Source organism: Legionella qingyii (genome assembly GCF_003184185.1).
Window position 1 is genome coordinate 31,208 of sequence record NZ_QHJG01000020.1, and the last position, 12,913, is coordinate 44,120.

Below are 12,913 nucleotides of genomic sequence, written 5' to 3' on the forward strand. Positions count from 1 at the left end.
CAGCGCTATTATTAAAGGATTAATGATGCAAATCACATTTCTTGGTGCCACTGGAACTGTAACAGGTTCCAAATATCTTCTGTCGTTTAATAAAAAGAATATTTTGGTAGATTGTGGGCTTTTTCAAGGACCTAAAGAGCTACGATTAAGAAATTGGAATCCACTCCCATTCAGTCCTGAACTCTTGGATGCCATTATTCTCACCCACGCTCATATTGACCACTCGGGATATTTACCACTGTTAGTTAAGAATGGATTTAATAAACCAATATATTGCACTTATGGGACTAAAGATTTATGTGACATATTATTACCTGACAGTGCACACTTACAAGAAGAGGATGCCAGACATGCTAATGAACATCATTATTCCAAACATCGCCCTGCTCTTCCTCTATATACCGCAGCTGATGCAGAAAATGCATTACAACTATTTAAGCCCCAAGCTTACAATAAGATAATTAACCTACATGACAATATCAGTTTTCAATTAATTCCAGCGGGACATATTATAGGTTCGTCCTTTGTAAGGCTACAGCATCAAGATACATCACTTCTTTTTAGTGGAGATTTGGGTAGAATGCATGATCCCGTTATGAAAAAACCCACTGAAATTAAGCAAACTGATTATCTTGTGATTGAGTCAACCTATGGAGACCGTCTTCATGAAAAAGAACCACCTAAGGTGACTTTAAAAAATATTATCAATAAAACCATTCATCGAGGAGGTTCAGTAATTATTCCCGCATTTGCTGTTGGGCGTTCACAAATAATACTGCACTATCTTTCTGAATTAAAAAAAGAAAATGCAATTCCAGATGTACCTATATATCTCGACAGTCCTATGGCCATCAATGCGACACAAATCTTATATAAACACATAGAAGATCTTCGCTTGACTCCAACCCAATGTCAGGATCTCTGTGATGTAGCCACATACGTGCAAGATGTAGGAGAATCGATTGAGCTTGACTTGGATAAATCACCCAAAATAATTCTTTCTGCAAGTGGCATGGCCTCTGGTGGACGAATCGTATATCACATCAAAGCGTACGCATCAGATCCACGTAATACCTTATTATTTACTGGATTTCAGTCTGAGGAGACTCTGGGCGCAGAGATAATCTCAGGTAAAAAGTTTATTGAAACTCATGGCAAAATTATCCCTATAAATGCTCAAGTTGAATCAATGCACAGCACCTCAGCACATGCAGATTATGGCGAGATACTTGGTTGGCTTAATCAGTTTCAACAACCACCTAAAAAGACTTTTATAACGCATGGGGAGCCCGAGGCCTCCTTATCTTTAAAATCTAAAATTGAAACACAGCTCGGTTGGCAATGCGATATTCCTGAATATGGACAAAAAGAACAATTATGAGCAAAAAGCACACTACCTTGACGCTGAAATATTTGGGGATTAATACCCATAAGGAACCTGTCATTTACATGCGTGATGATTGTTATATATGTAAATCAGAAGGATTCACTGCTCAGGCTCGTGTTAGAGTAATACTAAATGAACGTTCTATTGTTGCCACAGTGAATACAGTTGAATCCAATTTATTAAGACATAATGAAGCAGGTCTTTCAATTTATGCTTGGGAACTACTCGCTGCAAAAGAAGGCGATAAAATTGCATTATCTCATCCACAACAACTGGACTCTCTAAGTTACATTCGCTCAAAGATTTATGGAAATGAGCTCTCTGCAGAACAAACAACCCATATAATCAATGATATCGTGTCAGGACAACTCTCTGACATTAATATTGCCATGTATCTTGCCGCCAGTGGCGGAGATAGGCTTTCAAATAAAGAGATTATTGATCTAACTCGAGCGATGATTCATTCTGGTCAGCAATTATCATGGGACATGCCTTTCATTGTTGACAAGCATTCTGTGGGCGGTTTACCAGGAAATCGTACGACCCCTATTGTGGTTTCAATTGTTGCTGCTTTCGGCTTAGTTATTCCTAAAACATCTTCTCGTGCCATCACATCACCTGCAGGAACAGCAGATACGATGGAAGTATTCACTAACGTCGACCTGAACATTAATGAAATGAAAAACGTTGTTGAGCAAGAAAATGGCTGCCTTGTTTGGGGGGGCTCTATGGCTTTAAGCCCAGCAGATGATTTACTCATCCGAATTGAGAGAACTGCAAATATCGATAGTGAAGGACAAATGGTCGCTTCAATTTTATCAAAAAAAATTGCCGCAGGTTCTAATCATCTTGTCATTGATATGCCTATAGGGACTACAGCTAAAGTTCGTTCAATTGAACGCGCCAATTCGCTAAAAAAATTATTAAAATTTGTTGCCGAAGAGTTTGATATCAGAACAAAAGTAATATTAAGTGATGGTTCACAGCCAGTAGGCCGTGGAATAGGACCTGTTCTTGAGGCACTTGATGTATTATCAGTACTGAATTGCGATAAACATGCGCCACAAGATCTACGTGAGCATGCTTTAGTATTAGCGGCTCATATCATAGAATTTTCCCCTCAGGTTTTACCGGGACAAGGATTGGGTATTGCAACTCACCTTCTAAACAGTGGCAAGGCATTAGCTAAATTTGAAGCAATTTGTAGGGCTCAAGGCGGCCTGCGTGAGATTAAAAAAGCTCCAATTGTTCATACTGTAGAATCAAAACTCTCGGGTATCATAATTAACATTGATAATCGACACATTTCTCAATTAGCTAAATTGGCAGGGGCACCACGCTCAAAAGCTGCAGGCGTTGAGTTATTAACTCCCCTGCATTCAATAGTAAAAAAATCTGAACCTCTTTTTAGAATCTATGCAGACACACGAGGAGAGCTCAATTATGCTCTTGATTTCTTAAAGCAGGGTCATGAAGTATTTCAAATTGAGGCCAGCGTATGAAAAAATCACCCATCATTTTTGCACTATTTGGACACGATGAGCTGACATCTACAATTCATCATAAATGTCATTATGAGCTAGGAAAAATCAGTTTCCATCAATTTCCTGATAAAGAAACTCTTGTGAAAATTGAATCCGATGTAGCAAAGCGCGTTGTTATATTTGTTGCCAATTTAGTACATCCTAATCCGAAAACTCTTCCTCTTCTATTTGCTGCACAAACAGCTAAGTCTTTAGGCGCATCGAAAATAGTATTAATAACTCCATATCTTACATATATGCGTCAAGACAAAGTATTTCAACCAGGCCAAGGGATTACATCCCTATACTTTGCGGAATTGATTTCCTCTTATTTTGATTACTTAATAACAGTTGACCCACATCTACATCGCTGGCCAGATTTAAATGCGATTTATAAAATACCAACTAAAGTACTTCATGCAACGTATAAGATTTCAGCTTGGATATCTCAGCATGTATCGAATCCAATTCTTATTGGACCTGATTCTGAAAGTGCACAATGGGTTGAATCAATTGCACAAAAGTCTTCCGTACCATTTACTATTTTAGAAAAAAGAAGATCAAGCGATACACAAGTAGAAATTTCTATCCCTGGAATAAAGCAATACCAGAACGCAACGCCAATTCTTATTGATGATATAATCTCGACGGGAATGACTATGATGGAAACATTAGCCCATTTAAGTGCATTAAATATGAAACCGGCTGTTTGCATTGGTGTTCATGCCGTTTTTGCAGAAAATGCATATCAAAAGCTTTTACTGTCCCGTGCAACAAAGATTATTACCTGCAATACAATTCCGCATACATCAAATAATATCGATGTCAGTCAGGATATTATCTATTTTTTGCTTAATTGGAATACCATAAATGAATAAAGTGACTACGCCTGAACAGCCTATTTATATAATTAAAACCTCTGGAGAAAAAGTACCATTTGATCCCCAACGTATCTATCGCTCATTAAAACGGGTTGGTACTGACGAAGCCCTCATTAACAAGATCATTAATGACGTATCTCAATCGATAGTCGAGGGAATGACAACACAAGAAATTTATCGAATTACCTTTCGTCACCTACGCAATGAATCAAGAAGCATCGCTGGAAAATATCATCTAAAACGTGCAATTATGCAACTTGGATTTTCTGGATATCCATTTGAAAAATTTGTTGCTGAAATTATGCGCCATCAAGGATTTAATGTCCTTAATAATCAAATTATTAAGGGATATTGCGTTAATCATGAAGTAGATGTAGTTGGAAAGCGCCAGAATGAGCATGTTTTTGTAGAATGCAAATACCATAATCGTTTGGGCCTTGCTTGTGATGTAAAGATTACCTTGTATATCAAGGCACGATTTCTTGATATTGAACAGGCATACAATAGAGAAAATCATGAACAACTCAAGGGTTGGCTTGTGACCAATACTCGCTTTACCAATGATGCAATACAATATGGTCAGTGTTCTGGTTTACATTTAATTGGCTGGGACTATCCCCAAAAAGGAAGTTTAAAAGAATTAATAGAGTGTTCTGGCCTATACCCTATAACCTGCATTACTAACTTTACAAAAGCTGAAATTGAATTCTTGCTTGGAGAAAACATTCTCTTATGCAAAACAATTAGTGAAAGTCCTAAACTTCTTAACAAATTAAATATTAGTGCGACAAGAATGAAACAGATTATTGCGCAATGCCATGCACTCTCTAAAAATTAATCGCTAACTTAGGGGTAGTATAACTTGATGAGGTAATTTGCCGTAACCCAGGAAATCTACGATAAGAAAAACCAGGCTCCACTTTGCTTCCCGCCAAGCTATGAGCCGAATCTTCTACACATCGCAGAAATAACCAGCCCAGATCTATTCCGACGTTCCGCGGCTTGTCCATGGGATTTAGGCGGTCTGCCCTAAAACACTACGCCCCACTAACAAATCGCCCAGCGTAGGCAAAGATGTGATTAAGAAACAGAGGCTACGAAGCAAGAAACAACACAAAAATATACTCCTACTTCTTTTTGCTTTTAGCTTTCTTTTTAACGTGACTCATTAATCTTCTTTTTTTATTTACTTGTCGCTGTGATAACTTAACCTTCTTATCTGCAAAAGGGTTTGTTCCGCCTTTAAACTCAAATTTTAGTGGAGTTCCGACTAATCCTAGATGTTTTATAAATTCATTACTAAGATAACGCTTATAGCTATCAGGTAAATCCGCCAATTGATTTCCATGGATGACAATCACCGGGGGATTGTGACCGCCAAGATGCGCATACCTTAATTTTATCCTGCGTCCATTCACACAAGGAGGAGTGTGTTTCGTGCTAATATCTTGAAGCAATCGAGTCAATCTTGGTGTTGAAAAAGATTGGACAGCTGAAGCATACGCTTCATTTATATCTTTAAATAAACCACCTACACCACTGCCATGCAATGCCGATATGAATCTTATTTTTGCAAAATTGGCGAAGTGTAATCTTCTAGATAATTCGCTTTTTACTTTTTCTTTATGCTCTTCATCTAAGCCATCCCACTTATTCACCGCAATAACTAATGCTTTTCCGGATTCAATAATAAAGCCGAGTAAATTCATGTCTTGATCAGTAATCCCTTCCCTGGCATCTAGAACTTGCAAACATACATTAGATTTTTCAATGGCTTGTAGCGTTTTAATCACAGAGAATTTTTCTATTTTTTCATCAATGCGCGATTTCCTACGTACACCCGCTGTATCAATTAGAACATAGTTTTGTTCATCTCTTACAAAAGGAATCGAAATACTATCTCTGGTTGTACCTGGCATATCATAAACAACGACTCGTTCCTCACCTAGAATTCGATTAATCAAAGTAGATTTACCAACATTAGGACGACCCGCAAAAGCGATTTTAATCGCATTATCTTCTTCATTTTCATCAATATGAGCTGAAAATGGTGATAAAACCTCTTCGAGTAGGGTTCTAATACCACTGCCATGCGATGAGGAAATAGAGTGAATATCTGCAATGCCTAGAGCATGAAAGTCGGCACAAACGACATCATCGTCCAGTCCTTCAGTTTTATTAACAACAAGGTGTACCTTTTTATTTAACTTACGTAAATTACTAGCAATTTTTTCATCAATACCAGTCAAGCCAGCTCTTCCATCAACCAAAAAAAGGACAATATCAGCCTCATTGAGCGCAATTTCTGATTGTTTAGACATTAAATTATCAACTGCAATATCGTCAACACCGATACCTCCGGTGTCGACAACAATATAGTGTTTATTTTCATGAATGGCTTGACCATATTGTCGGTCACGAGTTAAGCCAGGAAAATCAGCAACCAGGGCATCTTGTGTCTTAGTCAGCCTATTAAATAATGTAGACTTACCAACATTAGGACGTCCAACAAGTGCAATCACAGGGATCATTTATTAACTCACAGATAATTGATTTAGCATTCCGTTGTCTGTTAATACATATAACTTTCTTCCGCTCACGCTTGGAGAAATACTAACACCGCTTGAAACTTTTGATCGAGCTATAATTTCACCCGTCTGTGAATCAATAAAATGTAGATAACCAGTTTTATCACCTACTACCAAATCATTTTTAACCAATGCTGGCTCGGTTAATACTCTCGCCTTCAACCCAGTCTGTTTCCAATTGACTTGTCCACTGCGTTTATCAATAGACCAAACGACATCATGGCTGTCAGTAATATATAAAGTATTACCACTTAGAATCATATTTTTGAATACAGAACCTGGTTTTCTCCAAATAAACTGTCCGTCTGATAAAGACAGTGCCCCAATATAGCCTTGATAGCTCGCAAGATAAACCACATTATTTTCTACAATTGGATCTGCATCGATATCAACTAATCGCTCTACATCGCTTGGTCCTGACGCATAAGCAATACTTCGTTGCCACATAACACGGCCTGTTTTTAACTCTAATGCATCTAGCTTTCCATCAGAAAAGCCAATTAGAACCAGATTTCCCATGGCAACAGGAGATGAACTTGCCTTGAGGATTAAACTAGGGGAACCATGCTCTGTCATCCAAATTTGTTTGCCATCAGCTGCATTGAATGCATAAACTCGACCATCGATTGTCTTAACGATTACCTTTCCACCCAAAATAGCTGGTGGTGATAAAATTTCTCCGGTAACCTTTGTTTGCCATAATTTAGTACCATTATTCTCATTTAATACAACTAATGAAGAATTATTAGTGCCCACAGCAACATATCCACTGGCCACAGCAGGTCCACTGACCAAACCATGCTTCAATGCAGTAGACCATTTCATTTTGCCATTGTGCTTATTAATTGCTTGAACTAACCCACTGGCATCAGCAGTGTAAATAACCCCTCCTTTAACTACCGGTTTCAGTCTTAAATATTCTTTGCTTTTTGATGACTTACCAACAGCTACTGTCCAGTTTTGCTCGACTTTAACTTTGTCCTTAATTTGCTTGAGTTCTTTAGGTTTTGGCGTGTTATCTTTACCTAACATGTAATCATCAAGTTTTGAACACCCTTGGATTATGGTACAAAGAATTAAAATAAATAATTTCACTTTCATGAAAATCAAACCTCAATTTTTACAAAACATATCAATAAACACACTCATTATGTTTTAGCCCTGATAAAGAGAACATCAAAATGGTGTATGTTTTTATGAACCTCTTAAGCTGATAACAAAATGTTATGCAGATTCTACTTTTTTATCTCCAGAAACCATCGAATGCGACTTACTCGCAATTGCATTGGTTTTCATTTCCAAAAATAAATTACCCATTCCGTTATTTTTAACTTGATCTAAAGCCAGTTTATAGGAATTCATCGCCTCTTTATATTGCCCAGTGGCTCCATAAATATCACCTTTTAATTCATTAATAACTGGTAAATAAGTATCATCCTCAACACTACTCAATTCTTTAAGAGCATTTGTATAAGATTTTTCAGCTGCAAGGATACGTGCAATACGGATTTTGGCAATTTGCTTTAGAGTCGGCATCTTACTGTTCGAAGCAACAGCCTGCAACTCTTGTGCAGCCTTATCCAGTTTATTTTTCGACACATAAACTTTTGCAAGTGTCATATGTGCTGCGTCGGCATAAACCGTACGGCCGTGTTCATGAATTAATTCATTCGCATAGGCTCTTACTGCTTTGATATTTTGATTTGATAGAGCAACCATCATTTGCTCATATGCAACTGAAGCTTGTTGGGTAAGCTTTTCCTGATGCCAATGCAAATATCGATATCCGGCAATGCCAAAGAGTACAAGCGATAATACTACAGTGACGAGAGTACCGTATTGCTTCCACCATTTTTTTATCGATTCTAATTGTTCCTCTTCAGTCATATACACTGACATAACACTCTCCTGCACTCACTCTAAATAATCTTTTAAAACCTGATTGATCATGTTTTGATCTACCGTGATTTGCTCAGCTTCGTGACGCAAATCCTTAATACTAATTTGCTTATTTGCCAACTCATCCTCACCTAAAATTAAAGCCAGTCGCGCCCCGCTTTTATCTGCTTTTTTGAATTGACTTTTAAAGCTACCGCCGGCGGTATTTACTGATACTTCAATTTCCGGATAAGCAGTACGTATTGATTCAGAAATCACGAGTCCTTGTACCACAGCATTATCATTGGTAGCAATAATATACAACCCATTCCTTTTATTCACCTGTCTTAAGACATTAAGAGTTTCCATGAGAAGATATATTCTTTCAATGCCTAATGCAAAACCTACTGCAGGTGTGGGATTACCGCCTAACTGTTCCACCAGTATGTCGTATCGACCTCCTGCACAAACTGTAGCTTGACTTCCTAATTTATCAGTTACCCACTCAAACACCGTATGCCCATAATAATCAAGACCTCTAACCAAAACAGGGTTAACTACATAAGGTACATTTAATGCGTCTAAGCCATCACAAAAAGATTGAAAATGTGCGCGACTTTTTTCATCAAGAACATCAATCAGTTTAGGTGCATTAGCCAATAATTCTTGCATTTCTGGGTTTTTACTGTCCAAAATACGCAATGGATTACGAGTTAGCCTGCGCTTACTGTCCTCATCTAACTGATGCTCATGATCCGTCAAATATTCAACAAGAACTTTTTTATAGCGCTGACGCTCTGTTAACTCACCTAATGTATTTACTTGTAATTGTACAAAATCTGCAAAACCTAATTGTTCCCAAAATTTACGGCAAATGGAAATCAATTCCAATTCAGCCATGGCTCCAGGCATACCAAATGCCTCAACACCTAATTGATTGAACTGTCTGTATCGTCCTTTCTGTGGTCTTTCATGACGAAACATGGGTCCCATATACCATAATTTTTGCTGCTGATTATGTAATAGTCCATTTTGCAGGCAAGCACGCACACAACCAGCAGTCCCTTCGGGTCTCAGAGTAATGCTATCGCCATTTAAGTCATTAAAAGTATACATTTCTTTTTCGACTATATCAGTGACTTCACCTATAGTCCGTTTGAATAATTGAGTGCTTTCAATAAGCGGGAAGCGTATTTCCTGATAACCATAACTGGACAGTACACTTATAAATACTTGTTCAATAGAACGCCACAATGGCGTTGTATCAGGCAAAATATCATTCATGCCTCTTATTGCTTGAATTCGATCAGCCACCAATTTTCTCCATCGGAGTCATTTCCGGTTTGGGATTTAATAAAGATTGCATTTTTGATATGTCAGTAAGTTTCAATTCTTGCGTTTCTACTGCTGGTGTTTGATTTAGTGATAAATCAACAGGAGTACTCTTAGTTGGAAACACTTGCTCTGTATCTCTGTTTTTTTGCCACCAAATTCCTACAGCAACTAGCACACCTACAGCAAATAATATTGTGAACCAGCGAATAATATGTTCCGCTTTATGAGATTCACGTTTACTTTGTTGCCATAACAGTGCCCTATCGGATTTTTTCTCAACTACATACTGTTCATTAAATATTGCCAAATAAGGTTCAGGTGAAGTTCCTAATAATTTTGCATATGCACGCAAATATCCTTTAACGAAAACAGGTTCTGGCAACAAATGAAATTCATTACTTTCAATTAACTCAATAATACGAGTTCTTAAATGTAATTTATTGGCAACGTACTCAACTGTATACCCTCTTTGTTCACGTATACTGGCAAGCTGCTCGCCTGGATTTTTATTATGCTCAACTATATTTTCATCCAGTGTGGTTATTGTATTCATTATTTACTCCACTAGTGTCGATATTGGAATTTAAATTATTAATGCTTTGTTGATATTCTGCTGCAAGAGTATATTGTCCAACTTTCTCAGAAACCTCTTTGGCCAAAGACAAGAGCACTCTATCATTTAAAATTAAATCGGGATGCTTTTGTAACAGAGCAAAAGCTTCTGAATCATTTCCGCTTTTAACTTCAAGTTTCAGTAATTCATAAAAAGATACCTTTCTTGAAGGATCTTGATTTAATGCTTTTGCAAAATAAAGCTTAGCATTGTTTTCATTAGGAGCTGATAGAGCACAAAGACCTGCATTTTCATAAGCTCCGGCTGTATGCACATATTTTAAATCATTAACAGCTTTTAAAAAGTAACTTTCAGCTTTTTTATAATCGCCTTTTCGACATAAAAAGGCTCCATAGTTATTTAACTGAGCGCCTCCATTTCCTGCTAATGATAGTGCTTTCAAATAGTACTTTTCTGCCTGATCCAGTTCTTTAGTTTGCTCAAAATAATAAGCCATTGCTGAGTTAACATCAGGTGATGAAGGTTCTTGCTCTAATGCAGTGAGGATCTTTTTTTTCGCCCTAGGTCTATCACCTTGTTTTAAATAGCCTAGGCCTAACTGTACATTATACGATGCAGCTTTGCTGAGATCAGGTTTTTTAAAATTTTGCTTTTCATCTTCTTCATTATGCACACAAGCCTGTAAAAACAGACAGGTCATAATAAACAAAAGACAAAACTTTTTTAACACAATATTTCACACTAAGGTTAGAAATGATTGCGCATTATAACCGCTTATAAATAAATTAAAAATGATTTGTCACAAATAATGATTTTATTGTTGATTCAAATGGCAGAATTTTAGATACAGCATACTGCGAATCCAAGTGTCGATGATCTCTTAATCGGGATTGGCTCTGCTACAATCATCATTCTACAGCCTGCGGTTCCTGATTTTCTTTAGGCGTAAAATGTAGTTTTTGCCATCTTTGTGAGCGACTTGTCCTATCCTTTACTTCTCCGGCTAGTTGTCCACACGCCGCATCGATATCATCACCTCGTGTTTTACGAGTAATCGTGTTAATGCCGTGTGCTATTAATTTATCTCTAAATGCATTAATTGTTTCCTGGGATGAACGCTCATATTGTGACATCGGAAAAGGATTAAAAGGAATTAAATTGACTTTTGATGGAATATTACGCAGTAATTTTATCAACTGATTCGCATGCTCGGGTTGGTCATTTACTCCCTTGAGCATTACATACTCAAAAGTTACTTTTCTTCGTGGTTCATTTTTAAAATAGGTTTTGCATAAAGCCATCAACTGGGCCAAAGGATATTTCTTATTTATAGGAACAAGTTCATTTCGCAGCTCATCAGTAGGTGCATGTAATGAAACAGCCAAAGCCACAGGGCTGACTTCTCTTAAACGTTCCAGATCGGGTAAAACTCCAGAAGTACTTAAAGTAACACGTCGCTTTGATAAGCCATAAGCAAAATCATCCATCATAATATCCATTGCTGACACGACATTATCAAAATTAAGTAAGGGTTCTCCCATCCCCATCATCACCACATTGGTTACTCTTTTGTCGTGAGCTCCTTGCTGTTGTGATAATTCACGCACAGCCAACCATACTTGACCAATAATTTCTCCGGTGGATAAATTACGATTAAATCCTTGTTTCGCAGTAGAGCAAAAAGAACAGTTTAAAGCACATCCCACTTGTGAAGAAACACATAAAGTGCCTCGATTGGCTTCGGGAATAAATACCGTTTCGATGCAGTTACCACAGTCCAGTTTCAAAAGCCATTTATGGGTACCATCATTGGATTTTTGGCAAGCAACAATTTCTGGTAATTTAATGCAAGATAGTTGTGTTAATTTTTCTCTTAGCGTCTTGCTAAGATTAGTCATTTTTGTGAAATCAGTAAAACCTGCCTGATGAATCCACTGTATTAGCTGCTGAGCGCGATAGGGTTGCTCACCCCAACTATTAAGTAATTCACGCATTTGTTGATAGTTGTAATCCAGCAGATTTACTTTTTGTGCAGTCATTTTTACTCCAAATTTAATGACAGAGATAAAAATATAATAAACGATTTGTAGACTGGGTGAGCATAACGCAATCAGGGATTCCAATCATTTAAAAGAAACCCGGGTTTCGCTACGCTGCACCCAGGCTACATGATACGAGTCATTAAATATCAAAAAACCAGATCTTATCGTTCACAAATTTCGTGTGGTTCAAAGAAGAAGGCAATTTCACGAGCCGCATTTTCAAGACTGTCCGAACCATGCACAGCATTGGCATCAATACTATCAGCAAAATCAGCACGAATGGTTCCAGGAGCAGCTTCTTTAGGGTTTGTTGCACCCATGATGTCTCTGTTTTTCAATACAGCATTTTCGCCTTGTAATGCCTGAACCATTACTGGACCAGAAATCATGAACTCAACTAAATCCTTAAAGAAAGGGCGAGCACGATGAATGTCATAAAAACTTTCTGCTTGTTCACGAGAAAGTTGCATCATTTTAGCAGCAACTATGTTTAGGCCTGCGTTTTCAAAGCGAGTATAGATTTGACCAATAACAGATTTAGCTACTGCATCGGGTTTAATAATTGACAATGTTGTTTCTTTTGCCATCATGCGCTCCATAGGGGTTTAGTTAAAGTGCAGTATTATACACGAAATCCAAGCTATATGGCTAATATAAATTCATTCCAATTGATTATAGTCTTCATAAATAAAGCAAAACCCTAAT

The 12,913-nt window shown here is 37.5% G+C and carries 12 protein-coding genes; 4 read left to right on the top strand and 8 right to left on the bottom strand.

The genetic code is table 11. From position 1 onward, the window contains the following. Positions 1-25 precede the first annotated feature (25 nt). From DGG96_RS12500 to DGG96_RS12515, 4 genes are read left to right on the top strand one after another with little or no spacing between them, the layout of a single operon-like run. A complete protein-coding gene (locus DGG96_RS12500) occupies positions 26-1,381 on the top strand; it encodes an MBL fold metallo-hydrolase RNA specificity domain-containing protein (protein WP_110142998.1) in 1,356 nt (451 codons plus the stop codon). Beyond that, positions 1,378-2,889, top strand: a complete 1,512-nt coding sequence (locus DGG96_RS12505) for a thymidine phosphorylase family protein (protein ID WP_110142999.1) — start codon at positions 1,378-1,380, stop codon at positions 2,887-2,889. The genes DGG96_RS12500 and DGG96_RS12505 overlap by 4 nt, the downstream gene beginning before the upstream one ends. Continuing rightward, positions 2,886-3,788 (top strand): ribose-phosphate diphosphokinase, encoded by a 903-nt coding sequence (locus DGG96_RS12510; RefSeq protein ID WP_110143000.1) that lies wholly within the window; start codon positions 2,886-2,888, stop codon positions 3,786-3,788. Before DGG96_RS12505 ends, DGG96_RS12510 begins: the two co-directional genes overlap by 4 nt. Next, the gene (locus tag DGG96_RS12515; protein WP_110143001.1) at positions 3,781-4,629 is read left to right on the top strand and encodes an ATP cone domain-containing protein; all 849 of its coding nucleotides are present in this window, start codon (positions 3,781-3,783) and stop codon (positions 4,627-4,629) included. Before DGG96_RS12510 ends, DGG96_RS12515 begins: the two co-directional genes overlap by 8 nt. A 289-nt stretch (positions 4,630-4,918) precedes the next feature. Here the strand turns inward: DGG96_RS12515 and der are convergent, their stop codons facing one another. The 8 genes from der to ndk all read right to left on the bottom strand — a co-directional run bounded on the left by der (position 4,919) and on the right by ndk (position 12,795). Next, positions 4,919-6,322 carry a ribosome biogenesis GTPase Der gene (gene der / locus DGG96_RS12525; RefSeq protein ID WP_110143003.1) on the bottom strand — a complete coding sequence of 468 codons (1,404 nt, stop codon included), beginning with the start codon at positions 6,320-6,322 and terminating at the stop codon, positions 4,919-4,921. A gap of 3 nt (positions 6,323-6,325) precedes the next feature. After that, complete coding sequence (gene bamB / locus DGG96_RS12530; RefSeq protein ID WP_110143004.1) at positions 6,326-7,480, bottom strand: outer membrane protein assembly factor BamB; 1,155 nt, start codon at positions 7,478-7,480, stop codon at positions 6,326-6,328. 123 nt (positions 7,481-7,603) lie between these two features. After that, complete coding sequence (locus DGG96_RS12535) at positions 7,604-8,278, bottom strand: YfgM family protein (protein WP_110143005.1); 675 nt, start codon at positions 8,276-8,278, stop codon at positions 7,604-7,606. Between the two features lie 15 nt (positions 8,279-8,293). Then, entirely contained in the window at positions 8,294-9,574 is a 1,281-nt protein-coding gene (hisS, locus tag DGG96_RS12540; protein ID WP_199739248.1) for a histidine--tRNA ligase, read from the bottom strand. After that, complete coding sequence (locus DGG96_RS12545; protein ID WP_110143007.1) at positions 9,564-10,145, bottom strand: helix-turn-helix domain-containing protein; 582 nt, start codon at positions 10,143-10,145, stop codon at positions 9,564-9,566. Before DGG96_RS12545 ends, hisS begins: the two co-directional genes overlap by 11 nt. Then, positions 10,120-10,896 carry a type IV pilus biogenesis/stability protein PilW gene (gene pilW, locus DGG96_RS12550; RefSeq protein WP_110143008.1) on the bottom strand — a complete coding sequence of 259 codons (777 nt, stop codon included), beginning with the start codon at positions 10,894-10,896 and terminating at the stop codon, positions 10,120-10,122. Before pilW ends, DGG96_RS12545 begins: the two co-directional genes overlap by 26 nt. Before the next feature lie 178 nt (positions 10,897-11,074). Further along, on the bottom strand, positions 11,075-12,205 hold the full coding sequence (gene rlmN / locus DGG96_RS12555) for a dual-specificity RNA methyltransferase RlmN (protein WP_110143009.1): 1,131 nt from the start codon (positions 12,203-12,205) through the stop codon (positions 11,075-11,077). A gap of 164 nt (positions 12,206-12,369) precedes the next feature. Further along, positions 12,370-12,795, bottom strand: a complete 426-nt coding sequence (gene ndk / locus DGG96_RS12560) for a nucleoside-diphosphate kinase (protein WP_110143010.1) — start codon at positions 12,793-12,795, stop codon at positions 12,370-12,372. Between the last annotated feature and the right edge of the window lie 118 nt (positions 12,796-12,913).

Excerpts from the sequence above, each read along its gene's own strand:
- DGG96_RS12500 (WP_110142998.1), top strand. The coding sequence starts at position 26 with ATGCAAATCACATTTCTTGGTGCCACTGGAACTGTAACAGGTTCCAAA.
- DGG96_RS12505 (WP_110142999.1), top strand. The coding sequence starts at position 1,378 with ATGAGCAAAAAGCACACTACCTTGACGCTGAAATATTTGGGGATTAAT.
- DGG96_RS12510 (WP_110143000.1), top strand. The coding sequence starts at position 2,886 with ATGAAAAAATCACCCATCATTTTTGCACTATTTGGACACGATGAGCTG.
- DGG96_RS12515 (WP_110143001.1), top strand. The coding sequence starts at position 3,781 with ATGAATAAAGTGACTACGCCTGAACAGCCTATTTATATAATTAAAACC.
- der (WP_110143003.1), bottom strand. The coding sequence starts at position 6,322 with ATGATCCCTGTGATTGCACTTGTTGGACGTCCTAATGTTGGTAAGTCT.
- bamB (WP_110143004.1), bottom strand. The coding sequence starts at position 7,480 with ATGAAAGTGAAATTATTTATTTTAATTCTTTGTACCATAATCCAAGGG.
- DGG96_RS12535 (WP_110143005.1), bottom strand. The coding sequence starts at position 8,278 with ATGTCAGTGTATATGACTGAAGAGGAACAATTAGAATCGATAAAAAAA.
- DGG96_RS12545 (WP_110143007.1), bottom strand. The coding sequence starts at position 10,145 with ATGAATACAATAACCACACTGGATGAAAATATAGTTGAGCATAATAAA.
- rlmN (WP_110143009.1), bottom strand. The coding sequence starts at position 12,205 with ATGACTGCACAAAAAGTAAATCTGCTGGATTACAACTATCAACAAATG.
- ndk (WP_110143010.1), bottom strand. The coding sequence starts at position 12,795 with ATGGCAAAAGAAACAACATTGTCAATTATTAAACCCGATGCAGTAGCT.